Origin of the sequence: Rhodococcus sp. IEGM 1302, from assembly GCF_030056935.1 — a bacterium.
Lineage (GTDB): Bacteria > Actinomycetota > Actinomycetes > Mycobacteriales > Mycobacteriaceae > Rhodococcus_F > Rhodococcus_F qingshengii.
The window spans coordinates 255,643-279,720 of sequence record NZ_JASHKY010000002.1 but is presented as its reverse complement, the minus strand read 5'-3'; the positions used below and the strand labels follow the sequence as shown (position 1 = coordinate 279,720).

The window sequence follows — 24,078 nt, the reverse complement described above, 5'->3', positions numbered from 1 at the left end:
GTATGACCCGGCGGCCGCCGCGGACTGCAGGCGGCCACCGGGCCGGATCAGGAGTGACTCACGCGAGAAGTCACAGAGTGTCGCGTAGCGGAACGTGGGCGCGATCGGTGATGGTGCTGACCGCGATCAGCGTGCCGATTGCAGTGATGACCGCGTAGAAGGCGGGAACGTAGATACCGAATTCGGGGATCAACCAGGTCATCAACAACGGTGCGGTACCACCGAAGAGTGCGGACGAGATGTTGTAACCCAAACCGTAGGCGGAGTAGCGAACCCGCGTGGGGAACAGTTCGACGATCAGGATGTGGATGACGGCTGTGTGCCCGGCGAAGATCACTGCCATGAGGCAGGCACCGAGAACGGCGAGGCCGACGTTGCCGGTCACGATCATGGCATAGCAGGGGATCGCTCCGATCGCCATTGCCGCAGCTGCACCGGCGATGACCTTCTTGCGACCGATCCGGTCGGAGAGAGCACCCATGAACGGAATCGCGAAGCAGATCGCGACCAGGCTGGATGCGGTGACGAGAAGCGCTGTCCCGGTCGAGAATCCGATCTGATCGCCTTTGAGGAACGTGGGCATGTACGAGAACAGAACGTAGTAGCCGGAACCATTCATCAAGGGGATGAACAGGGCGAGGATCATGGCGCGACGGTGTTCGGGAGTGGAGAATGCTTCCTTGAGCGGATTGCGCGACAAACCGCCGGATTCCTTGAGCCGCTCGAAGTTCGGGGTATCGGAGATCGCGCGGCGGATGTACCAGCCGATGATTCCCATCGGAATGGCCATGAGGAACGGGATGCGCCACGCCCACGATGCGAGTCCGCCGCCGTTGATCGCGTCGGCGTTGAGCCACGGCGACATGGCAAACGCGATCATCGTTCCGGTCAGCAGTGCGAGGAACGACGCGATCTGCGCGTAGCTCGTGATCAAGCCGCGCTTGCCTTCCGGGGCGTGTTCGGCGAGGAACGTCATGGCGCCGGCAGCTTCACCACCGACGGAGAATCCCTGCACGATCCGCAGAAAGATCAGCAGTGCCGGTGCCGCGATACCGATGGCCGCGTAGGTGGGCAGCAAGCCGATACCGGCGGTCGCCACGCTGATCAGCATGATGACGAACACCAACATCTTCTGTCGACCGATCCGGTCGCCGAGGATGCCGCAGACCACCGCGCCGAGGGGTCGAACGAAGAACGAGACCGCGTAGCCGGCGAACACCAGCATCAGCGCGTCGCTCGACTTCGATACGTCGAAGAACACGATGGCCAGTGCCGTCGCCATGAACGCGAAGACACCGTTGTCGTAGAGCTCGACGAAGATGCCGACGCAGCCCGCTGCGACGACTTTCCGGACCTTGCGCGGGTCGGCTACCTGGCCGTCTACCGCTTCGATGGTGTTGGTCATGCTGTCTCCAAAATAGACGCGCGGCGCGGAGCGCTCGCGGGGCGTGTGGTGCCGACGTGGCTCGGTACTCGGGCTTCCGAGGTGTGAAGAGGTATCCGGAGGGTGGTGAATACGTTCTCCACACGCCGCCTCAGCAAGGCGATGCGGTGCTGCTGTTCGCGGTGCTCTGCAACCGCCGTTGCGACGCTGCAGTTCCGGAATCGGACGCGGTGCCCGGGTCGGGCCTGTCCCAGCTGTGAGAGTGAAACGGTGGTGACGACTGCCAGCACCGGATAACCGGCGGTGACGCCTCTACCTCGATGCAGGACCAGAAGTTCGTTGCCAGCGGGTACTTCGACGGCACCGATGGGGACGCCGCGCGAGAGAACCTCGCCGGTGCCGGTGCGCTGTGGGAGCGGCTGCTCATCGGTAGATGCCAGCCGAAGCCCGATGTGATTGCTCTGATCGCCCACCACGAATTCGGTGCCGAACAGCGCGGCTGCACTCTCCCCGAAGTCGTCGATGTCGGGGCCGTCGGTCACGTCGAGCGTCCACACGTTGCCGAAGGACGGTCGGTCGGGCAACAACCGGAACAGCGGTAGCCGGAAGACCGGGTGGTCGATCGGCGGGCAGTCGGTGTCGACGACCAGCATCTCCCCCGCGGTCAAGTGACGGCCGAATCCGAGGACCTGGTCGGGAGCGCAGCTGCCCAGGAGGTAGTCGGCCGTCAGCTCTCCGTGGACGGCGACGTAGACGCGCAATCCGTCGTGGATTCCGGTGACGGCAAGCCGCTGACCCGCTCGCCAGACGATCGGTTCCCACTGCGGTTGCCGATGTCCGTCCACCGTCACCGTTGCGGGTGCACCCGTGACGGCGATCAGCAGATCCGTGGACGCCGACGCTGAAAAGTCGAGGGCCGTCAACTCCAGTAGCGGGGCCTCGCGCCTACTACCCACCAACGCGTTGGCGATCTCCGCGCTGATCTGGTCGGCTGCGCCGCCCGTCGCCTGACCGAACTGTGACGCCGATCCACGCCCCAAATCCTGGACGGAGCTGATTCCGGGAGTCAGGACGGTGACGGTCTCAGCCATGGGGATCACCCCCTACGGGCAGGAGCGAGCGTCCGTCGAAGTCGTCCCAGCGATCGGCGTCGATCGCACGGAAGACGAACAGATCGCCCGGGCGGTAGGCAGAAATCTGCTCCGACGCCGGATCGACCAAGATGAGCGGGGTCCGGCCGATCACTGCCCAACCGCCGGGCGCAGGCCTGGCCGAAACGACTGCCTGACGTCCGGCCACCGCAACGGAACCGGCCGCGACGTGCGGTCGCGGGCTCGATCGGCGCGGGATGGGAAGGCCGAACGCCGGGCCGTCGAGCATCGGGGCGCCGCCGGGTGAGCCGTAGCAACGCATGACCAACGGGGCTGCGGAGTGAAGGCGCACCACTTCGGCTTCGGTGACGCCGAGAAACCGCGCTGTATCACCCAGGTCCGGGCCGTGTTCGCCCCCGTAGACGACGGGGATCTCGAACGTCCTAGGTTCACCTTCCAGCGGTCGGGGGATAGTCGTTGCTTCGCGAACCAGGCCGCGGACGGCGTCGTGGTCGGTGAGGAGGTTGTCGAACTCGACCAGCAGGGCGTCGTATGTCGGGATGACGCTGACGATGCCGTCGGCACCGAGATCGAAACGTGCAGCGATCGATCGAACGGTGTTCCAGTTCTGCTCGGCGGTCCCGCCGCTGACACTGACGCGAACGGCGGCGTCACCGCAGTCGGCGACGTAGGTCTTCACGCGGAACACCCGACATCACGGGCCCGCCGTGACGCCACGACCCGGGTCAGCGGCGCAATGGTGACACCGGCGGCCTCGAGCGCGGCGCGAATCGCCTTCGCGTTCGCGACGGCACCGGGGTTGTCACCGTGCACGAGGACCGTATCGGCGACAACCGGGATCAACGTGCCGTCCACAGCTTCGACGACTTCCTCGACCACCATCCGAACGGTCCGCTCGACCAGAACGTCGACGTCGTGAATCACCGCTCCCGGCTCGCTGCGGGGCACGAGAGTTCCGTCGGAGTTGTATGCGCGATCCGCGATTCCGACGATGCCGACGCTCAATCCGCGGGCAGTCGCCTCGTCGGCCAACGCCCCGTCCTGGGCGAGCACGATCAACGACGGATCGAAGGCCGCGACCGCATCGACGACGGCGCGCGCGTAATCCTGGCGTACGGCAACAAGATTCCCGAGCTTGCCGTGGGGAGCGATGTGCGACAACGACGTTCCGCTCGCGACCGCAAAGGCGTGAAGGGCGCCGAGTTGGAACAGCACGTCGGTTCGGACCTCGTTCTCACTGAGATCCATCGCGCGACGTCCGAATCCGGCGAGGTCCGGAAAACTCGGATGCGCGCCGATGCCGATACCGCGCGATACGCACCCCCGCACGGTCGCATCCATGGTTCGTGGATCGCCTGCATGGAATCCGCAAGCGATGTTGGCCGAAGTCAGCGTGTCGAGCAGAGCATCGTCGGCGCCCATGGTCCACGTGCCGAAACCTTCGCCGAGATCGGCGACAAGATCGATGCTGGTTGCCATTTCGGTCCTTCCGGTTCGTTTACTTGTTCGTACGGGCGCCGTTGCCCGTGGTTGGTCCGACTGTCGAAGTTCTGTGTGTCGACTTCGGTGTTTCTGGGACGCTACTCAGGAACGCCAAAGGGTTGTTAATACCGTTTCGCGTTGGGGTGATCGGAATTCGATATGTCCGTTGAGCTGGTAGTTTGCACAGCATGGACACGAGAAGGCTCTACTCGTTCGTACGAATTGTCGATGCCGGCAGCATCACCCGAGCCGCCGACATCCTGCACATCGCACAACCCGCCCTGAGCCAACAGATGACGTCGCTGGAAACGCAGTTCGGTCAGCAACTTCTGATCCGCAGCAAACAGGGTGTCGAGCCGACCGATGCGGGGCACGCACTCTATCGGCATGCTCAGGTGATTCTGCGTCAGGTGGAGAGTGCCCAGGCCGAGGTGTCCGTGGTCGGACGGGCGCTGGCGGGTGGCGTCTCGGTCGGCCTCGCCCCGTACAGCACCGCGACGGCAATCGCCTTGCCGCTCTTGGCCCGTGTGCGCGAGCAGCACCCGAATATCTTGTTGCACATCAACGAGAACTTCGGTGGCGTGCTCAGCGAAGCGATGATGACCGGTCGCATGGATCTGGCGTTGTTGTACGACGCCGGCCCGATCAAGGGTGTGACGTTCGAACGCTTGCTCACCGAGGAGCTGGTGGTGGTTGCCCCGTTCGGTACCGGACTGGCAGGCGAATCGGGATCCGACATCTCCCTGCCCGAGATCGCCGAACTGCCACTATTGCTTCCGGGTCGGATGCACACCATCCGCAAGGTGGTGGAGCAGGCTTTCGACCGTGCAGAGCAGCAACCGAACGTCGTGGCCGAAGTGGAATCGGTGATGACGCTGTCCGAGGCCGTACGCACCGGATTGGGCGCGACGGTTCTGCCGTGGTCGGTGGCCCGCAGGGTCATGGACGTCGAAGCGCTCGAGCTACGACGCATCGAGCCGGGCATCGAAGTGCATGTCTCCCTTGGCACCCCGGCCAATCAGCCCCTCTCCAAACCGGCCGAGGCGGTGCGCGATGTTCTGCGCACCGTCGTTGCCGATTACGTGAAGGGAACCAACGCGAGCGGTCAGTAGCCCGCCGACGGATCGATCACGGCGGCGAGGTCCTCACCTGCGGCGAATCGGGCGACGTTGGCTGCAACGTGATCTGCCAGGACGCGGGTGAGCGTCGTAGCCGGGTTGGCGACGTGTGGAGTGATGATCGCGTTGGGCAGCTTCCACAACCGATGCCCGTCCGGCAACGGCTCGGGATCGGTGACGTCCAGTGCCGCCCCGCCGATCGAACCGGCTTCCAGTGCGTCGACCAATGCGTCCGTGTCGACGAGGGAGCCACGCGCGATGTTCACGATCCAGCTCGACTCCGACATCTGGTCCAGTTCGGCCTTGCCGACCAGATGCCGCGTCGCGGATGTCGACGGTGCTGCGATCACGAAGTGATCTGCCTTGGACCAGATTTCGCCGGTGCGGTCGGCCGAGAGCGTTTCGGAAGCACCCTCGACAGGGGTCCCGGAGCGGGTGATCGCGATGACCTTGACTTTGGACGCGGCGAGGTACGGGATCAACGCACGGCCGATTCCGCCGCAACCGATGATCGCCACTGTCGAGCCCTGCAAAGTGCCCACCCGCGGGTCGAACTCTTCCTTGCGCCACGACTGCGCCGCCAATTGTTCGGGGAGAGAACGAACTCCGGCGAGGAGAAGCATCATCGTATGTTCGGCAACATTGCCCGCGTACGCTCCGGCAGCAGACGTCCAGACCCGCTTGTCGTCGATCACCTTGGCGTCGAACCAGGGCTCGATGCCGGCGAACGGCAACTGCACCCAGCGAACCGAATCGGGTAGCGACGACGGGAACGTCTCCGGCCCGTGTACCCACACGACGCCCTCGGCGTCTGCCAGTGGAACGAGAACTCCACCGGCTCGGCGTATTCCGTCGGCGACGTGAGGATCCTCGACGGGACCGAGGTGGATGCGAGGGGCGCTGGCGTCTGTCATGTGGGTGCTTTCTGTTCGAGTAGCGGACGATCTAACAGCGGACAATCAGACGACGGCCGTCATTCCGCCGTCGACGTAGAGGATCTGACCGTTGACGAAATCCGAAGCCGGGGAGGCCAAGAACAGTAGCGACCCGATCAGCTCCTCCGTACGGCCCCAACGTCCGGCGGGTGTCCGCTTGGCGAGCCACGCGGTGAACTCCGGATCGTTGACCAGCGCAGAGGTCAGTTCGGTGTCGAAGTATCCCGGTGCGATCGCGTTGATCTGCAAACCGAAGGGTGCCCAGTCGGCGCACATCCCGCGGGTGAGCATCTTGAGCCCGCCCTTGCTGGCTGCGTACGGTGCGATTCCCGCTCGGCCGAGTTCGCTCTGCACCGAGCAGATGTTGACGATCTTCCCGTGTCCGCGCTCGACCATGCCGCGGGCGAATTCACGTCCGACGTAGAACGCACTGGTCAGGTTGGTGTCCATGACACGCCGGAAGTCGTCGTCGCCGAACTCGAGAAGCGGGGCGCGGTGCTGCACGCCGGTGTTGTTGACAACGATCTCGACCGGGCCGACCTCCGCCTCGATGCGTGTCGCCGCATCCCGGACGGCGGCCGAATCGGTGACGTCGAACGCGTATGCGTGCACCGTTGCGCCGGTCGCGTCGGCGATGCGTCGACGCTCGGCTTCGAGCACGTCGGAATTTCGGCTGTTGAGCACCACCACCGCACCCGCCTCGGCGAGACCAGTCGCGAGGGCCGAGCCGATGCCTCGGCTCGAACCCGTCACCAGCGCGACCTTCCCGGAAATGTCGAACGGGCCGGGGCTTGCGGTGCTACTCACGCTGTGACGCTCCTCTGAGATGTATGGATGTAGTCGACTGCCTCGCCCACCAGTGTGCTCGGTTCGGAGACGACATTCAGCGTGATGCCGCGCTCGTCGTCTGTAAGCGGTTCGAGAGCCTCGAACTGGGAGATGAGCAGACTCTCCGGCATGAAGTGCCCGGCGCGGAAACGCATACGTGCGGAGATAGTCTCGAAATCACCGGCCAGGTGGACGAACTGCACGTCGAGACCGTCCGGGCGCAACCGGCCCCGATAGTCCTTTCGCAGAGCCGAACAGGCAACGACGCCTGTTCGTCCCGCATCGGCACGCTCGGAAAGCCAGGCCGCGATCGCGTCGAGCCACGGCACACGGTCTTCGTCGGTCAACGGTGTCCCCGAACGCATTTTGGCGACATTGGACTCGGGGTGCAGATCGTCACCGTCGACGAAGTCTGCCCCGAGAGACGTGGCGAGACCCACTGCCACGGTGCTTTTTCCAGCACCGGCCACACCCATCACAACTACCTGCACGGTCATGCTTCGACCATGCCCGACTACCGAAGGCCAGACAATACTCGAGTGATACCGGTTCGCGAGGGTGCCATAGCGGAACGATCTAGGAACTTCTGCCCGTTCGAGCCCTATCCGTTCGCCTTCGCGATCGAATCCTTGCCCTCGGCCGCTCCACCCTCGATGGTGTCGTGCTGGATGGGAACGAACTTCTTCTTCGGCAGCAGGAACAGCCACGTCGCGAAGACGAACGGGCCCGTTCCGGCCGGCAGGCTGATCGGAGCAAAGGCAGACACCAGCGTGCCGTGGATGACAACAGTCACCAGTACTCCGAAGACGGTGTAGACGAACACACGCCACGACGGGTTGTAGAACACCGATCCGAGAGCAATTGCCGTCAGCACCGAACTGAGCCCGTAGAGACCATTGCCGATGTCGACGGTGTTTGCGCCCAGCGCCAGTACCGAACCCATCGCTATCGCGGAACCGATGAGCGCGAACAACGCCGCCCAACGCGACGCGACCAGCAGCGCGATCACGAAGATAATGCCGGTGACGGTGTTGTTGATCAGAAAGATCTGGGAGACGTTGCGGAACAGCGTGTCCCACAGGAAGCTGAAAGTAATTTCGGCATGAACTGACGCGTCCCCGATGTGCTGGGGAAACTGGCCCGCGCTGAGGTCTGACGTTTCGATCCGCAGGAACTGGAACGCCGCGAGGAGGAAGAACCAGTTGACGAGGTTGAACGGAAAGGTCAGCGCCGGTACGCCCCACGTCTTGAAGACATTGGCAACGGCCAGGAACGCGATCGTCGACGCGGCAGCTCCCACCACGAGGTAGATCCACAGCATCACACCGCCGGCAAGGAACGTCGGAAAGGCAGCTCCCACAAGAACTCCGTTGTATCCGTACAGGCCGATACGCATCGAATCGTCGTCGGAGTGCAGCATCATCCCGGTGACGGTGGATACCACCAGACCCACCACGGCACCAATTGCTACGGTGATCGTGTCCGCGGCTATCGCTCCCCAGAAGATACCGACCAGAAACAGCAGGCCCGTCAGCGCATTGCCCTGGAACATCACCTGCCCGGAGCCTTTGAGATTGGTGTCGATGAATCTGAGCACGACGTTCTTGTCCGCGACGTCGTCCCAGGGTTTGGTGATGGTGGTCATCGCACGTCCCTCGATCCTTCTCCGACGATCCGCGTCATCCCCACAGCGGGACGGGCGGAATGGTGGTGTCCAGAACTGCCTTTCGCACCAGAGCCCAGAAATCACGAACCTTCGCCTTGACGGGTTCGCTCTCCGGACCGAGGACTTTGAAGATGAGACCGGCGTCGTTCGGTAGCCGACTCGCTCCGGAAACGACCTTGCCGTCACGGCCCGGAACTACCTCTTCGAGAATCGCGTCGGCGTGCTCCTTCGGTGTCAGCAGGATGACATTGCCGAACACGTCGTGGTCGCCCATGATTCCGCCGTATCGCACGGGGAAGCGTGCCGGTTCGATCACCAATTTCTCGGTGAAGAGGTTCTTCCCGTCCGGACGCTCCGCCTTGATCATTGTGGAGTACAGGTCGTAGACGAACATCTCTCCGCCGTCGTGGTACTTGCGACCCGACATCACGATCTCCGAGAACAACAGCGTTGCAGTCGGATCCACCGTGATGTCGGTGCGCGCGTAGTACCTCGCGTTGCGGTGTGGGATCGTCACCCCGGGCATCAGTTCGAGATACGAATTCTCCGCGAGCACCACTTTCTGGAGTTGCGACGCGTGATTGGCATCCATCCGGTGAACCTTGGTGGCCGACTGAGTGGTCACGTGCGCGAGGGAACCCGGTTCCATCTCGATGGTCAGGAACAGTCGATCGCCTTGCAACACACTGCCGGACGTCGAGATCATGTAGACGCACGGCATGGTCGGCAACGCTTCGTCCCAGTACAGCGCCTGCTGAACGAGCAGCGGTGTCTTGCGGTACATGTCCCGCAGAATCGTCTTGTCGCCACGGTCGACAAATCGCATCTCGAGAACGCCGGTCTTCCCGACCTTGCCGGCCGGGGCCTGCTTCGGCTGGTCCTGGTACTGGTCGAGTTCCGGGATGGTCGGGATCGGCCCCGGGAGCGACCGCGATGCTCCCGGGACGGACGTTGCGCTCACGGTGCGCTCGCTCCCACTTCCTCTTCGTCGAAGAGGACTCCGTGCACGATGAGGTCCACCACTTCCTTGATGCCTTCCCCGGTCATGCAATTGGTGAAGACGAACGGCTTGTCGCCGCGCATCCCCTTGGAGTCGCGATCCATGACTCCGAGATCGGCGTTGACGTACGGTGCGAGATCGGTCTTGTTGATGACCAGGATGTCGGACTGCGAGATTCCCGGACCGTTCTTGCGCGGAATCTTGTCGCCTGCGGCTACGTCGATGACGTAGATGAAGAAGTCGACCAGAGCTGGACTGAACGTCAGTGTGAGGTTGTCGCCACCACTTTCGATGAACACCACGTCGGTGTCCGGGAACGTTTTCTCCATGTCCTCGACCGCCGCGAGATTCATACTCGGGTCTTCGCGGACGGCGGTGTGTGGGCAGGCTCCCGTCTCCACGCCGACGATACGTTCCTCCACGAGAACACCTTTGAGAGCCTTGCGCACATGCTTGGCATCTTCGGTGGTGACCACGTCATTGGTGATGATCAGAACGCTGGTGCCCCGCTTGATGAACTCCGGCGTGATCGCCTCGATGAGTGCGGTCTTACCCGAACCCACGGGTCCGCCGATTCCGATGCGCGTTGTCTTCTTCATCGTTCTCCTTCTAGTTCATGAACATTCGGACGTGCGCCTTGACGTGAACCGCAGCCAGAATGTCGATCATCGGGGCGAAATTGGACATGTCGTCGAGTCCGTAGTCACGCACTGCGGCGTACTCACGGCCGGCGCTCTGATTGACCTCGAACAGAATCTCTTGCGTCGTGAGGTGATCGACTCGGACGATACGAAGGGCAGCGCCGAGCAACGTCATCGCGACACCGTACTGATTGACCGTGAAAGCGTCCTCTTCCGGAGAACCCATCTCCGCGAAAGCAATTCCGAGGCCGACGGGGTAGGTACCCGGCGTCTCCCCCGATGCGATCGCGGCCAACCACTTGTTGAACAGGGTCTCACCGGCCAAGCGCCCGCCGAGTTCGGCCAACTTCTTACCCATGCGGGTACTCATCGTGCGTGCTTCTTCGTTGAGTTTGCGTTCGATCACTGCATGATCAGCGGCGAGGATCGCCGAGAAATCACCGGCTGCCGCACCCCGGTGCGCCGCGAGTACGGCGATACCGTCGCACGTCGCGCCCTGATGGGCGGCCGAGAGCACAAACTCCCGCAGCGACGGACCACCCGTGACAATTCCCTGCGCCACGGCCGATTCCAAACCGTTGGAGAACGAGAAGGAACCGACCGGGAACATGGAATCGGAAAACTGCATCATCCGCATCGCGCGGTTGATGCTGAGCCCGGATCCCTCAGACGAGAGGGTCATGGGTATGCCCCTCGCCCTCACGCGCGGCCGCACCGAACAAACGGCGTGCCTCGTGTGGAGCGATGTAGGGAATGACCTCGGCGCCCGGGATGAAGGTGTACTCGATGCCCTCGAAAGCATGTGTCCGCATCACCGAGCCCATGACCGCCTTGTCGACCGTCAACGGAACGTAGACCTTCATTCCCTTCACCACCGCAGGCCAGTGCTGGTTACCCACGGCATGTCCCAACTCCAAGCACGTCTGAATCATCTTCTCGGGCGTCACCTCGACCAGTGCGCTCAGGTCGATCTCCAACACGTCCTTGAGGTTGATCCTCGCCACGACGACGGTGTTCGCCTGCTCGTCCCACAGCAGAATGTCGCCGTCCTGCAACTGAATACCCCGATCGAGCGAGACGGCCAATTCACGGCCACCGATCGTGGTGCGTCGTAACCGACTCTTCTGCGCTTCCCACTGATCGAGCGACAAGACGTCGACTACCGCATTGTCGAGTCGACCGGCCCACTCCTCGTCGGTCTCCTTCCCGAGCAGCGCGTCGACTCGCGTCGGCTTTCCGCTCGGCGCGGTCATCTCGCCGTGCGTGTGTGGCGTCGCATCGGCGCCGTGCGTGTGTGTGATTGTTCCCGACACTGGAGACCCCTAACTGAAGAAGTAAAGTTGGTTCAAGCGAATGGATTCGGCAGGTTCGACGTATGCGTGGACGCCGTCCGCAGTCACCGCGAAGGTCTCCGGGTCCACCTTGATTTCCGGAGTGGCCGAGTTGCGAACCAGATCACGCTTGGTGACTGTTCTGGTCCCCTCGACAGCAACAACCTGACGTTCGAGACCGAGCCGGTCCTTGATGCCGTCGTCGAGTGCCGCTCGCGAGACGAACGAGACCGAACTCTGCGGCAACGCCTTGCCGAATCCACCGAACATCGGCCGGTAGATCACCGGTTGTGGTGTCGGGAGTGAAGCATTCGGATCTCCCATGGCATGCCAACTGATCAGACCGTTCTTGATGATCGTCTTCGGCTTCGCACCGAAAAATGCGGGCTCCCAGAGAACAAGATCCGCCATCTTCCCGACACCGATCGACCCGACCACATGCGAAAGACCGAACGTCAACGCGGGATTGATCGTGACCTTCGCGACGTAGCGCAACACGCGGAAGTTGTCGTGCGTCGGTGAATCCTCGGGCAGCTTTCCGCGGGACCGCTTCATGCAGTCCGCTGTTTGGATCGCGCGTAGCCAGTTTTCTCCAACCCGGCCCATCGCCTGTGAGTCACTCGAGAACATCGAGATGACGCCCATGTCCTGCAGTACGTTCTCGGCACCGATCGTCTCGGCGCGAACGCGGGACTCGGCAAACGAAACATCCGAGGGCACTTTGGGATTGAGGTTGTGACAGACCATGATCATGTCGAAGAGCTCGGCCTGAGTGTTGATGCCGTACGGCAACGTCGGATTGGTCGACGCCGGAAGTACGTTGTCCTCGCCCGTCACCCGCAGAATGTCGGGTGCGTGACCACCACCCGCACCCTCGCTGTGATAGGTGTGAATGGTACGGCCTTCGAAGGCCGCGATGGTGTCCTCGACGTATCCGGCCTCATTGAGGGTATCCGTGTGAATGGCGACCTGAACGTCCATTTCGTCTGCCACCCGAAGAGACTCACGAATTGTGGCCGGTGTCGCGCCCCAGTCCTCGTGGACCTTCAGACCGGCCGCACCGGCCTTGATCTGTTCGACCAGCGACTGATGCCCGGACGAGTTCCCCTTGCCCAACATGCAGACGTTGACCGGCAAACCCTCGTTGGCCTTGAGCATCATCTCCATGTTCCAGATACCGGAAGTGATGGTGGTGCCGTTGGTTCCGTCGGTCGGGCCGATGCCGCCACCGATCAGCGTCGTCACTCCCCCACTGAGCGCGTGGTACGCCTGCTGTGGTGACACGAGGTGCACGTGCGGATCGATGCCGGCTGCAGTGAGGATCATCTGCTCACCGGAAATCGCGTCGGTCGCCGGACCGGTGGTCAGCCCCGGGGTGACGCCTTCCATCGTGCTGGAGTTTCCCGCCTTGCCCCAGCCGACGATCTTGCCGTCTTTGATTCCCACGTCTGCCTTGACGACGCCGATGGTTGCATCGACGATGACCACGTTGGTGATCACGAGGTCGAGGGCACCGTCGATGCTGCACGACTCCGGATCCTGGCCCATGCCGTCGCGCAGCGTCTTGCCGCCGCCGTAGATCGACTCGTCGCCGATCGTTCGAAGATCTTCCTCGACCTCGATGTACAGGTCGGTATTACCCAGCCTGATCTGGTCACCCGTGGTGACCCCGAACAGACCCGAATACTCTTGTCTCGAAATGCTTGTCATTGGTGTTGCTCTCCTTCGTCCGCCGTGAACGAGAATCAGTCGGTTTGAGGTTCGGACAGGAAGCCGAGTTCTTCGGCACGCTGGACGGCTCCGGGGAGCCTCGGCCGGTAGGCGGCGTGGGTCGGCGCCCAACCGTCGACAAGTCCGTTGAAGCCTTGCACTCGTTGCTTGCCGCCGAACGGCACCAACGTCACTTCCTTCTCGTCGCCCGGCTCGAACCTGACCGCCGTGCCCGCGGGAATGTCGAGGCGCCAGCCGAAGGACTGTTCACGATCGAAGGACAACGCGCGATTGACTTCCATGAAGTGGTAGTGCGAACCCACCTGGATGGGACGGTCACCGGTGTTTCGGACTCGCAACTTCAAACGTGGACGGCCCTCGTTGAGTTCGATCGGCTCGTCCCGCAACACGTATCCGCCGACCGGTACTTTCTTCTCGCCGCCGGAATCCTTCTTCGTCGATTTGCTTGCCATCTTGGAGTGCTCCTGACATCTCGGTCGGGCTACTGGATCGGAGAGTGCACGGTGACGAGCCGGCTACCGTCGAGGAACACCGCCTCGACCTGCACACGTGGAATCATCTCCGCCACACCGTCCATCACGTCGTCGACCGTCAAGGCGTGCGATGCGTCGGCCATGACCTCCTCGAGAGTCTTGCCCTCCCGAGCTCCCTCCAGGGCGGCTGCAGTGATAACTGCGACGGACTCCGGGTGATTGAGTTTGAGCCCCTTTGCCTTTCGCCTCAGTGCGACATCCGCCAACATGAGGATTGTCAGCTTGTCGAGTTCTCGCGGTGTCAGATGCATTCTGAACGCTCCTTGTCGATCATGCGGTAACTCCCTGTCGTCGAATACATGTCAGCTCCCCTGTTCCGTCGCTTCGGTGAGAGGTTCGGCCGCTTGCTGGACGAAACCGCTCCTCCTGCCGCCCGAGTACTCGTTGATCGCGTCCAGAACCGCCTGTGCATGTTCCGAGGCGACCAGCACCTCGACACGCAACCGCTCGGTGAACACGACGTCGTTGCGTTGTCCGCGGAACTTGAGCGAGGCCGAGTCACTCGCGGAGACATGCGCTTCCGATACGACTATCGACTCCGCTCCGGCGGCCAGCAGCGCCTCCCGTAGCTTCTCGGACTCGATGGTCTGCAATACCGCGGTGATGAGTTCGTGCTTCGGGGCGCCGAGGTTCGGAACAAGTTTTGCCCCCTCGACCAGGACCCCCGAGTCGAACCCGCTGGTCTGCGGCGCACCACCCGCGTCCACGAATGCGGCGTTGTAGCGGTATGCGTCCATGCCTTGCTGACGACGGTCGATGTCCACCTGGTCTTTCGGGGCCAGCTTGAGACCGATGGTCTTCTCGATGCCCGTGGCGATCAGCCAGGTCACCACGAACGAGAAAGCGATGACGACGATCAACGCCAGCGCCTGCTCGCCGAGTAGTCCTGCCCCGCCGCCGAAGAAGAGTCCGTCGCGGCCGATCGAATTGATGGCTTTTTCGCCGAACAAACCGAGAAGGAGTGAACCGAGGATGCCGCCGATGAAGTGGACCGCGATGACGTCGAGCGCGTCGTCGAACTTGAAGATCGACTTGAGCGCGAGCGCGAAGTGGCAGACCAGTCCGGCAAGCGCGCCGATCGCCAACGCGGAGAAGGTGCTGACGAAGCCGGCGCAAGGGGTGACGGTCGCGAGACCGGCTACCGCGCCGGTGATTCCGCCGATCGCCGTGGCCTTGCCCTCGGTGTACCTTTCGATGACGAGCCAGACGACCATACCGCCCGCTGCGGCGATGTGAGTGTTCATCAAGGCTTGTGCCGCAACACCATCGGCGGCCAATCCGTCGCCTGCGTTGAATCCGAACCAGCCGAACCACAGGATGCCTGCGCCGATCAACGCCAGAGGCACCGAGTGCGGGACTGCCTCGGCGTTGGGCCATCCCGGACGTTTACCGACCACCAGCAAGATTGCCAGGGCGGCGGCGCCGGCGGATGCGTGGACGACAATTCCGCCGGCCCAGTCCTGAGCTCCGCGGAGCGCCAACCAGCCTTCGGGATTGAAGAGCCAGTGCGCAATCGGGGGGTAGACGATGATCGACCACAGCACGAGCAGAACGGCCCAGCCCAAGGGCTTGAGCCGGTTTGCGGTCGCACCGGTGATCAGCGCGGGCGTGATGATCGCGAACATCATCTGATAGACCACGAACGCCAGAGTCGGTACCGCGACTGCACCTTCGATCAGGTGGAAGCCCGGGGCGGCGGCTGTGTGTATGTCCTGCAAGCCGAACAATTTGAGGTCACCGAGGAAGCCGGAACCCCAGTCTCCACTGAACGCGAAGCTGTATCCGAACACGACCCAGGTAATCGAGACGAGTCCGAGTGGGACGAGGTTCTGCTGCAACATGACGAGCGCACTGCTACCACGCACCAGACCGGCGTAGAAGAAGGCGAGTCCGGGAACCATGAAGAGAACCAGACCCGCGGAGATCAGCACCCACGCCGTGTCCCCACTGTCTATCACTGCTTCGGCTAACACCATTTCCATCGACATCGACGACCTCCGAGCATTATTCGGACCTGAACAAAGTCATTGGTTAGAGCAGCAATTCGCGATGTTCCGGTTCGCTGCGACAGTTACGCTACGCCCCATAGTTGCACCTTCTCAGCAAAATCGGGGGAACATCCGGTTTTCACGTTTAGTAGAGCATTGTTCTGGGAAAAGATGGGACTTTGCCTAAACATTGCGGACGCTCCACAACCTGCAATTGCGAGACTAAATCTCGCCGAAAGTGGTTTAAGTCCTGCAAAATGGGGAACGTAGCCGCAGGTGAGCGCCACTTTCGGAGCAGAAATGCCGTTTCCAGCTCGGGACTTAGCTCCCTAACCAAGACAATCGCGAGCACCTTATGCGATTACCAACGTCGGTGACCCGCCTATCCAATCGGGTAGGTAATTTCACCGAACATCTTCTCACCTGTTCAGATGATTAACCTTCACCGCACTGAGGGCAATCCTGTCGTTAATATGTTCTTAATCCGTACTGGATATTTCGACTGGAAGATCAAAGATCACCTTTCGATAACCTTTGAAGGTGAAATGACTTTCGCTGTAACTCTTTTGTTATGCAGAACCCTAGAGGGGAGGATTGATCCCACCAGGCGAGCACTCGGATGCCGGACAAAGTCAGCCACTTCGACGACTCCCCCGCCTTTGTGTCGACCTCGAACCACACCCGCCCCGGTTGGCGACCGGCCTGGAGCCACGTCCCATCCGAGGCTCGAGCGGCCCGGATCATCTCGATCGCGTCCGCCATTCGCGGATCAGGCTCATTTCCATCCGACAACGACGCTTCGCGGAAGTAGTCGGCTGCGTTGAGCACGTTGTAACGCCACCGGAACGGGTACGCGAACCGGCCGATCCAGTCCCCCACCGGTTCCCCGGTCGAGAGTCTCCGGAACAGACCGCGCTGCAGCAAGAATTCCTCACCGGATCGTCGAGCCGCGCGCGTCTCAATTGTTCCCCCGGTCGCGATCTCGTACGCGAGAAGCCCTTTGAGTGAATTGAGGGTCGAATGGAACGACGATCGGGTCGAACCTTCGATCCACTCGCAGTTCCAACCACCATCCGGAAGTTGATGCCGCACAAACCAATCAGCCAGTTCATCAACGCGCATGTCGAGCCACACACCGTTTGCCACCGTCCAGGCGTTGATGCAGCAATCGACCTCACCGTCCCAGTACGGCCGGCCCTCGTACTCCCAGCGACAGTTCTCCGCGAGCAGTTCTGCGGTACGACGCTCCCGCAGAACACTGGCGTCGAGGCCCCACTCACGCAAGGAGTTGAGCGTCCAAGTAGTTGCTGTCCAGGGTTGCGAACCTTCTTCTGCTGCTTCGGGTCCCACGAAGTCGAATTCTGCCGGGAAGAACGCCCCACCCGTCCATTGGCCGTCTCGATCCTGCAATGAAAGCAGGCGTGCACCAAATCCTTTGGTAGCGATCGACGCGCGCGTCGCCGCCCACACAGTGGGCGCTTCGTTCAGCAGGTCGCGCTCCACCTGCCACCGAATCGCCGGATCCGAATCGAGGAGCCACGCGAGCAAGTCGGCTCGGGGTGCCATCTGGCAATACTATCGAAAGGCGAAGCAGGCCATCCGGTTAACACATTTCTCGACGTCTGATGCAATGGTGAACTCCGGACCCGTTGCGTGGCCTACACCGGATAACCCAACGCCGCCCGCACCGCCACGATGTCGGCGGCAGCGACCTGCATAGGCTTGTCCCCCAACCGAATCAACGTGCCAGTGGGCAGTTCCTCTACCACCGCAGATTGGGGCAGCGCGCTGCGATCGAACGTAACTCCTGAATGGAAGTATGTTTCCCATCCCACCTCGACCTCAGCTTTCGACCGCTTCTGAAGATCTATGTAGTCGCCGATGCTCCACCGAGCTCGATCCGGTTTCCAATGCTTGACGATAACTTTCATGATCGCGTCTCCGATGTCAGGGCCGAGCAGCTGCCGGGTGCTGTCGGTGAGCTGCGTCTCCGTCGGCAACGACACCCGGACACTGTTGGGGGCGCTGGTTTCTAAGCCGCCGACCCCGGCGATAATCCGCCGCGCGGTCCCGTCCTCGGGCGACAAACCGATGCTGTACCCCGGTCCGGGGGTGTCCGAATACCCCATCTCCTTCGAGCGGGAATGCTCGAAGATTTTCACCAACCCGTCCACACTGAGATCCGCGGGGCCTTTGTCCAGTTTTTTGGTGTACACCCACGGCAACGCCAACTCCGGGTCGATCTCTTCCAGATCGTCGAGGAAGGCCCGCATCGTCTGCGCCACTTCCTGACTCGACTGCACCCGCGTGCCCCAATATCCGATCACGGTCGGCCATCGCCCGACTATGCTCATCGCCCCGTCCTTTCCAATCCGACCTGATCTCCATAGCCCGACACTGCGCGCACTGCCACGATGTCGGCGGCATGGACGTGCATAGGCTTGTCTCCCAACCGGATCAACGTGTCAGTGGGTAGTTCCTCGATCACGGCGACTTGGGGGAGCGCGCTGCGCTCAAGGCATGCCATCACATAGTTTCACCACGGCAAAGCATATGTTGGGCAAGTTGGTTCAGCCGAGCCATTCGGAGATGGTGGCGTTGTCGACACCGCCACCGAAAGAGTGGAACACCAGCAACGCTTGCCCCGACATCACCAGGCGACCGTCCTCGGTGAGGCCGATATCGAGCATCCCCGCTTGCCCATGCACCTGGCACCACACGAAGTCGGGAACCCGCAACAACCCCGACGCCGGGTCCGTATCGAGGTCCGCCGGATGAAGGGACACTTCGCCGAAGACGTTGTCCTCGAGCGCTTCCGCGGTCTCACGGTCCACCAACACCAGCGGGCCGGCGCCGATCAGTCCGTCGGTAGGTTGCCGGGTGAACACGAAGTGAGCCCTCTCCACCGTCGGCGGCAAGGTTGCGGTATCGACAACTGTACGATCCCCGACAAACCCTGGCTCTTCCGGGACGACGACCCAGTAGTCCATTAATTTCTCCCCTTGAAGTGTTGTGGTCGAAGCAAATCCGAGATTCTTGCACTCACATGGCTAGCCGTCGCCCAGGTCTTCGAGAACGTCGGCGAACACCGAATCCGGTAACGGGTAGTGCTCACGCACCGCGGCACGGCGATGCTCGTCGAGCCACCGCAGTGTCCTCTCACGATCATCGGCAGCAGCGACTTCACGAAACTGTGTCCAGAACATCACAAGTGGAGCTTTCGGGTCGGCAACCCAGCCGCGGAAGTATTCAATTGCGTTGTCGATAACCTCGAGCGGTGAACCGGTGTCAGTGATCACACGCAGCCCCGCCAAGATTGTCCAGCGTGCTGGACCCGACTGATTGCGCTCAAGGTACTGCTTCTCACGGAGTGGGGTGAGTGCCGCCTCCGATCGTGCGTCGAACAGCTCGGATGCTGGCCCCTCAGCCCACCAGATCACTAGCTCGGCAGCGGAGACGGTATCAAAGATATCAATCTGGCGGCCATGGTAGTCGTGTCCGCAATGCCTGCTGTCGTAGTGGTCCTGCCACTCAGTGAGTGTTCCGGGATCGAGGGGTTCGATGAGTGGTAGGTGAGTAATCGTCAGTTTCTCACGGTTGGGAATCGGATCGATCCCGACGGTGTCGAAAAACCATCGCACCGGAGTGTGCAGCAGCTTGGCTCGCAACCCGCTCCCGATGATCGTCCAGTTCGGGCCGAGCGTCTCCACTGCCGCTCCCAACACCTTCTCCCACGCAGCGCCTCTCCCCTTTTTCGGAGTGAGGTCCGCGATCGCATCTATCGCCATCTCCCGCAACTGATCCCGGTCCATTCCCAGGGACTCCAGGACCTCAGTGACCGATTTCGGCGACTTAGGCTTGTCATCGCTCATGTGCATGCTTGCCATAAAGGACCATTCGTATTATTTGGTAGACGAAAAGGAGCGACTGTGCGCACCGCCAGCGGTTCTCCGACGCGGCGCGCGATCCATCCGATTCCACTCCCTCACGCCTACTTCCCTCGGCTACGAGTCCTCAGTACGGGAAATCACATCGGCAAACGCAGAATCCCGAAGCCCGTATGCATCCTTTACAGAACGACGTCGTTCTTCGTCCAGCCACTGCAATGTCGCTAGTCGGTCTCTGTTTTCCGCGACCGCGCGAAATTCTCGCCAGAAACTTTGGACGTGGCCACCGACATCACGGCGAGCCAACTCCCAGAGGACGCTGTCGATGACCTCGATTGGCGAACCGGTGTCAGCTATCACCCGCAGTCCAGCCGAAATCATCCAATCCCGGCAAGGCTCTTCCTTGCGGTCGGCATAAGCCTGCTCGGCTGCAGCTACCGAGTCGGGAAGCGGCGCTGCAGCAAAGAACTTGGTGGACGGACCGAGCGCCCACCAGCGCACGATCTCCGCAGCACCGCGGGTATCGAAGATGTCCATCTGAATATTCGGTGGTTCAGAATCTGTGGGACCAGGTTGATATGAACTCTGTCGAAAGGTGATAGTGCCCGGCGTGAATTCTCTCATCAGGGGCGCATGACTGAAGGTCAGCTCTTCCCGATTCGGTTTGGGATCCAACCCAATGGAATTGAACCACCATCGCACTGGTAGATGGATCAACTCCGCCTGAGTGCCAGATCGTGCCACAACCCACTCTGGGCCAAGGTTGCTCGCCGCAGACTTCAACACCCGCTCCCATGCAGAACCGCGCCCCTTCCTCGGGGTCGACATGGCCAAGCCATCGATTCCCTCGAGGATGGAAGCCAACTTCGCTCTCCGGTGTATCAAACGATCGAGCGCTGCCAGTGGCTTTCTCCAGGTAAATCACGATAACGCAGCAAGAAGTCGGAAATATTCCGCCCCACGATAGGCCAGTCCTCACGTCCGTCGAGAGTTGAAGCTAACAGAACATTGAAGTCGTTTTTTCTTGTGTCGAATACAATGAAATCTGGCTCGACCACCATTGTGCCGATTATTATGTCACTCTTCAAGAAGCGCCCATCCTCGTCATCCCAGAATTCCAGCTCGCGTTCCGTAACTTCTCGAGCTTTAGGCGGAGAAAGGAGTGTTATTCCGTCCTTTCCTAAGCCCCTATCGTGGTGAAGTCTGCATTCTCTCGCACTTCTCCATAAATCGAAGAGATCTCTCGGCAGGGTATCTAGGTTCCAATACTGAGACACCTCTTCAGCCTCTGCCGGCGGGTCGTATGTGTTGTAGACGTCAAATGATCGGCCTGGATGCGTCGGGACTAGGACCCGCTGGATGTCGGGATAGGACTCCAGCGCATCAGTTATAGATATCGGCATAAAATTCCCACCATCGAGTGAAGAGTGCATGTATAGAAGTGGGCAGGGGAACTAGATTCCAGAATTCATTCGTACCTCCGTACTTTCGGGGAAGTATGTGATGCACCTCCCAGCGCCTTCGACCGCGCCGGAATCTCCCACATCGACTGGATCGCCGAAGGGTTCGACGCCATAGACAAAGGCCGCAGCCGGCCGCCCGCCTTCGAAAACGGTATGGTCTCCGCTGACCGCCTCACTACCGACCCACGAATCATCCGCACAATTAGCCCCGGCCTACCTGGCAGTCCGGACATCATCCCTCAGTATCAAGCACTATCTGCGAGGGTTCCGGAATCGCGGGATCCGGGCGTGCAGGTTCATTCACGGACGGAACAGAGGGTTGATCATGCTCGGCAGGTGGAACGGTACCGTCGATGGCGGGTATGCCGCGCGGTGGCACTCCACCCGGAGCGTCGATCAGCTGGTGCGTAGCCGGATCGGGATCGCGGCGCGGTAATTGCGGGCAGGCTGGTCGGTCCGCGCCATCCCTACCTGCAGGCAGCCCCGAGTGCGCCCAACGTAGGGCTCACAGCCGTCTGAAACCTTTGGGTAGAGGAATCTCCGGTCGTTCGGTCGGCAGTCCTGCTGCTGCGCGGATGCTTCGGATGTCCTCGACGGTTACCGGCGTGGACAGATTCTTCTGGATGACGATTGTGCCGTCATGGTAGGGAAATGCCTCCACGCTGGGCGGGAGCTGCGTTTCCTTGATCGGCAACTCAGGACCGAAGTAGGTGCAACTGCCCACGATTGCGTCACCCGGTACGTTGCGCTGAGGCGATGATTCGGTTCGGCGGTAGAGCACGGTGACACGCGAGTCCCAGATGTCGGCTAGTCCCTGTACGAGCTTCGATGCCAGCGAAATCAGTGATTCGTCGGCAAAGGCACATGCGAATGCGCCGGACCCTGAGGTGCCCCCGAAACTAACAACGACTTTGACGTCTCCAGCGGGTGAATACAGGGTCATATGTCGTCCCAATGAGAGGGGATACATACCGCCGGTGGCATCAGGGGATCGTCTGCGCTCGATCAATGCGGCTTCGATCGATTTTTCCGTCGGAGGCACAAGGATCTGACGGATATTCGACGCCAAGGCTTGCTCGACTCCGGCACCGTCGGGGAGGGCATCGCCTACTGTTTGGTACAAGTCGACGTCGAAGACAGGATCGATGTCGCGAAGCAATCGTAGCGAACGTGCAACGAGCGCGGCCGTGACGGCCTCGCTTTCAGGCGCACCCTTTCGTGGAATGACCTTCACTGTCAAGCCCGCCGTAGGATTGCGGCGCAGTGATGATGTAGGCACTCTTCACTCCCCTCCAAATACGATGATGTTGATGTTCTCCAGCCCGATTACCTCGTCGAACGCATCCTCCATTATCTGCGCAGCTTGTTCTTGCAGAAACACCCATTGGAGGTGTGCATCGCTGCCCGCAAGAGCTATGGCTCGGACCTGTCGCTCAGCTTGCTCAAGCATGCCATCGACAATATTGTCGCGCATGAAGTCTGGTACATGCGGTCTGAACAGCATGTCGTAATTACCTTTGACCTCTTGAAGAATATTGAGTTCTCGGATCCAGTTGTCGATACTGATGCGCCCGGTTGGTCTGAAAGGCGCCGGAAGGTAGTAAGTGAACGCTGGGTCAACTCCGGTAACCAACTGCTGAAAAGCTGCGTTGGGTGTCAAATTGCCGTTCTGGTCGAACATCGACGCGATCTCTGATGGATAGGCGTTGTCCCAAATACCGTGACCGCCCTCAGGATCTCCGAGTATCGGAATACGACCTGCAGGAACGTCTGCGGGTTCACCGGTTTCGATTCCGCCAGGATCCGTCTGCGTGTTTGTAATCGGAAGCGATACGCCTGGTTCGCCAGAATCGGGCTGTAGCGGCGGAGTAGCGACAGTCGGCCGGTCTGTCGGACCTGGAATAACACCTGGCTGCTCGATCGTGCTCGGATCGGTGGCGAAGGGGTCGAATTCCGGTGGTCCGGGTTGCTGCGGAGCGCCGGGAGCATCCGGATTCACCGGCACATGACCGACATCGGGCAAAGTCGGCACACTCGGTTCCTCGACGTGACCTGGCGAGGGAGCCTTCGGTTCTGGGTTCGACCCCGGATCAGCAACCTCACCGGGCGAGGGTGATTCCCACTCGCCACGATCGGGATCGCCGGGAAAAGTGGGTTGCGAGGGTTCCGGAATCGTGGGATCCGGGCGTGCAGGTTCATTCACGGACGGAACAGAGGGTTGGTCATGCTCGGCAGGTGGAACGGTGCCGTCGATGACGGGTATGCCGCGCGGTGGCACTCCACCCGGCCGGGGAACACTCTGCGCCGGAACAGACGGTGCGCTGGTCGGGGGCCGGGTCGGTGTTGTCCGGTTCGAGACGATCAGGTCTTCGGCCCGGACTGCGCCAGCAATCAGACGCCCCCCACGCAATGGTGGGAGAACGAAGCTCATGATCTCGCCGGTGTAAGGCTGATCGAAAGCAACGCCCGGGTCCAGATAATGCGGGTCGCCGATCAGAACGGGTTCGCCGGTGCTCCAGTCGTACAGGTACAGAGTGGAGGTGTAGTTGTCGAAAACCCGATGCGGGCGACCCTGCTCGTCGTAGGTGACCTGCAGGTCGTGCTCTTCTCCCTGGGCGTCGGTGTACGTCCAGCTCCACACGTTCGGCACTTTCGAGGCTGTGCCAGACCAGCTGGTTCCGTTTTCGTCCGTGAAGGAGGTGTCAGTGACGACAGGTTCGGTGGTGTAGTCCTGCCCGCCGATGTCGAAGTGATCGGCTCCTGGGTTTGATTGGCGAGTATTGCGTCGCCGACAGGGTTTCCGGTTCCTGTTTCAGTGATCGGTGGTTCGGAGACCTCGGAGTTAGGGTCACCGGACATGAGATGGCCGAGGTCTGAATCTGCCGGGTCCGCAGGTTCTGTGGTGTAGTCCTGCCCGCCGATGTTCGAAGTGATCGGCTCCTGGGTTTGATTGGCGAGTATTGCGTCGCCGACAGGGTT

The 24,078-nt window shown here is 61.4% G+C and carries 26 protein-coding genes and 1 pseudogene; 1 reads left to right on the top strand and 26 read right to left on the bottom strand.

What is annotated here, in order from left to right:
- Positions 1 to 70: 70 nt before the first annotated feature.
- The 4 genes from QM609_RS05970 to QM609_RS05955 are packed head-to-tail and all read right to left on the bottom strand — an operon-like array spanning position 71 to position 3,975.
- Entirely contained in the window at positions 71 to 1,405 is a 1,335-nt protein-coding gene (locus tag QM609_RS05970; protein WP_047271513.1) for an MFS transporter, read from the bottom strand.
- A complete protein-coding gene (locus tag QM609_RS05965) occupies positions 1,402 to 2,475 on the bottom strand; it encodes a 5-oxoprolinase subunit C family protein (RefSeq protein ID WP_047271511.1) in 1,074 nt (357 codons plus the stop codon). The genes QM609_RS05970 and QM609_RS05965 overlap by 4 nt, the downstream gene beginning before the upstream one ends.
- Complete coding sequence (locus QM609_RS05960) at positions 2,468 to 3,175, bottom strand: 5-oxoprolinase subunit B family protein (protein WP_172403470.1); 708 nt, start codon at positions 3,173 to 3,175, stop codon at positions 2,468 to 2,470. Before QM609_RS05960 ends, QM609_RS05965 begins: the two co-directional genes overlap by 8 nt.
- Complete coding sequence (locus tag QM609_RS05955; RefSeq protein ID WP_007731705.1) at positions 3,172 to 3,975, bottom strand: LamB/YcsF family protein; 804 nt, start codon at positions 3,973 to 3,975, stop codon at positions 3,172 to 3,174. The genes QM609_RS05960 and QM609_RS05955 overlap by 4 nt, the downstream gene beginning before the upstream one ends.
- Positions 3,976 to 4,166: 191 nt before the next feature.
- On the opposite strand from QM609_RS05955, the gene nac reads away from it, so the two are divergent.
- A complete protein-coding gene (gene nac / locus QM609_RS05950) occupies positions 4,167 to 5,090 on the top strand; it encodes a nitrogen assimilation transcriptional regulator NAC (protein ID WP_030535780.1) in 924 nt (307 codons plus the stop codon).
- On the opposite strand, the gene QM609_RS05945 is transcribed toward nac, so the two are convergent.
- The 22 genes and pseudogenes from QM609_RS05945 to QM609_RS05845 all read right to left on the bottom strand — a co-directional run bounded on the left by QM609_RS05945 (position 5,084) and on the right by QM609_RS05845 (position 23,131).
- Complete coding sequence (locus tag QM609_RS05945; RefSeq protein WP_047271509.1) at positions 5,084 to 6,010, bottom strand: D-isomer specific 2-hydroxyacid dehydrogenase family protein; 927 nt, start codon at positions 6,008 to 6,010, stop codon at positions 5,084 to 5,086. The genes nac and QM609_RS05945 overlap by 7 nt on opposite strands.
- A 45-nt stretch (positions 6,011 to 6,055) precedes the next feature.
- On the bottom strand, positions 6,056 to 6,838 hold the full coding sequence (locus QM609_RS05940; RefSeq protein ID WP_007731708.1) for an SDR family oxidoreductase: 783 nt from the start codon (positions 6,836 to 6,838) through the stop codon (positions 6,056 to 6,058).
- Positions 6,835 to 7,356 (bottom strand): gluconokinase, encoded by a 522-nt coding sequence (locus QM609_RS05935; RefSeq protein WP_030535782.1) that lies wholly within the window; start codon positions 7,354 to 7,356, stop codon positions 6,835 to 6,837. Before QM609_RS05935 ends, QM609_RS05940 begins: the two co-directional genes overlap by 4 nt.
- A 104-nt stretch (positions 7,357 to 7,460) precedes the next feature.
- Positions 7,461 to 8,504 (bottom strand): urea transporter, encoded by a 1,044-nt coding sequence (gene yut, locus QM609_RS05930; protein WP_030535783.1) that lies wholly within the window; start codon positions 8,502 to 8,504, stop codon positions 7,461 to 7,463.
- 34 nt (positions 8,505 to 8,538) lie between these two features.
- Positions 8,539 to 9,486 (bottom strand): urease accessory protein UreD, encoded by a 948-nt coding sequence (locus tag QM609_RS05925; protein WP_007731712.1) that lies wholly within the window; start codon positions 9,484 to 9,486, stop codon positions 8,539 to 8,541.
- Positions 9,483 to 10,124 (bottom strand): urease accessory protein UreG, encoded by a 642-nt coding sequence (gene ureG, locus QM609_RS05920; RefSeq protein WP_007731713.1) that lies wholly within the window; start codon positions 10,122 to 10,124, stop codon positions 9,483 to 9,485. Before ureG ends, QM609_RS05925 begins: the two co-directional genes overlap by 4 nt.
- Before the next feature lie 10 nt (positions 10,125 to 10,134).
- Complete coding sequence (locus QM609_RS05915) at positions 10,135 to 10,848, bottom strand: urease accessory protein UreF (RefSeq protein WP_047271507.1); 714 nt, start codon at positions 10,846 to 10,848, stop codon at positions 10,135 to 10,137.
- A complete protein-coding gene (locus QM609_RS05910) occupies positions 10,832 to 11,479 on the bottom strand; it encodes an urease accessory protein UreE (protein WP_050655600.1) in 648 nt (215 codons plus the stop codon). The genes QM609_RS05915 and QM609_RS05910 overlap by 17 nt, the downstream gene beginning before the upstream one ends.
- 9 nt (positions 11,480 to 11,488) lie before the next feature.
- Complete coding sequence (locus QM609_RS05905; RefSeq protein ID WP_003943847.1) at positions 11,489 to 13,207, bottom strand: urease subunit alpha; 1,719 nt, start codon at positions 13,205 to 13,207, stop codon at positions 11,489 to 11,491.
- A 35-nt stretch (positions 13,208 to 13,242) separates the two neighbouring features.
- Positions 13,243 to 13,680, bottom strand: a complete 438-nt coding sequence (locus QM609_RS05900) for an urease subunit beta (protein ID WP_003943812.1) — start codon at positions 13,678 to 13,680, stop codon at positions 13,243 to 13,245.
- 29 nt (positions 13,681 to 13,709) lie between these two features.
- The gene (locus QM609_RS05895) at positions 13,710 to 14,012 is read right to left on the bottom strand and encodes an urease subunit gamma (protein WP_007731718.1); all 303 of its coding nucleotides are present in this window, start codon (positions 14,010 to 14,012) and stop codon (positions 13,710 to 13,712) included.
- Positions 14,013 to 14,063: 51 nt separating this feature from the next.
- On the bottom strand, positions 14,064 to 15,749 hold the full coding sequence (gene amt / locus QM609_RS05890; protein WP_007731720.1) for an ammonium transporter: 1,686 nt from the start codon (positions 15,747 to 15,749) through the stop codon (positions 14,064 to 14,066).
- A 510-nt stretch (positions 15,750 to 16,259) separates the two neighbouring features.
- Entirely contained in the window at positions 16,260 to 17,315 is a 1,056-nt protein-coding gene (locus QM609_RS05885) for a prenyltransferase/squalene oxidase repeat-containing protein (protein ID WP_283337137.1), read from the bottom strand.
- Positions 17,316 to 17,407: 92 nt separating this feature from the next.
- Complete coding sequence (locus tag QM609_RS05880) at positions 17,408 to 18,103, bottom strand: Imm52 family immunity protein (protein ID WP_228232375.1); 696 nt, start codon at positions 18,101 to 18,103, stop codon at positions 17,408 to 17,410.
- The gene (locus QM609_RS05875) at positions 18,100 to 18,276 is read right to left on the bottom strand and encodes a hypothetical protein (RefSeq protein WP_158656560.1); all 177 of its coding nucleotides are present in this window, start codon (positions 18,274 to 18,276) and stop codon (positions 18,100 to 18,102) included. The genes QM609_RS05880 and QM609_RS05875 overlap by 4 nt, the downstream gene beginning before the upstream one ends.
- Positions 18,277 to 18,319: 43 nt before the next feature.
- Complete coding sequence (locus QM609_RS05870; protein WP_050655601.1) at positions 18,320 to 18,739, bottom strand: hypothetical protein; 420 nt, start codon at positions 18,737 to 18,739, stop codon at positions 18,320 to 18,322.
- A gap of 60 nt (positions 18,740 to 18,799) precedes the next feature.
- On the bottom strand, positions 18,800 to 19,621 hold the full coding sequence (locus QM609_RS05865) for a hypothetical protein (protein ID WP_143541217.1): 822 nt from the start codon (positions 19,619 to 19,621) through the stop codon (positions 18,800 to 18,802).
- Positions 19,622 to 19,753: 132 nt separating this feature from the next.
- The gene (locus QM609_RS05860) at positions 19,754 to 20,500 is read right to left on the bottom strand and encodes a hypothetical protein (RefSeq protein WP_283337135.1); all 747 of its coding nucleotides are present in this window, start codon (positions 20,498 to 20,500) and stop codon (positions 19,754 to 19,756) included.
- A 17-nt stretch (positions 20,501 to 20,517) separates the two neighbouring features.
- Positions 20,518 to 21,069 carry a hypothetical protein gene (locus QM609_RS05855; RefSeq protein WP_128637879.1) on the bottom strand — a complete coding sequence of 184 codons (552 nt, stop codon included), beginning with the start codon at positions 21,067 to 21,069 and terminating at the stop codon, positions 20,518 to 20,520.
- Positions 21,020 to 21,172 (bottom strand): annotated as a pseudogene (locus QM609_RS29245) (HNH endonuclease signature motif containing protein); the annotation flags it as partial. The gene QM609_RS05855 and the pseudogene QM609_RS29245, both read right to left, overlap by 50 nt.
- A 432-nt stretch (positions 21,173 to 21,604) precedes the next feature.
- Complete coding sequence (locus QM609_RS05850; protein ID WP_228232371.1) at positions 21,605 to 22,378, bottom strand: hypothetical protein; 774 nt, start codon at positions 22,376 to 22,378, stop codon at positions 21,605 to 21,607.
- 3 nt (positions 22,379 to 22,381) lie between these two features.
- Positions 22,382 to 23,131, bottom strand: coding sequence for a Tox-REase-5 domain-containing protein (locus QM609_RS05845; protein ID WP_230587491.1), 750 nt, complete (start codon positions 23,129 to 23,131; stop codon positions 22,382 to 22,384).
- Positions 23,132 to 24,078 lie beyond the last annotated feature (947 nt).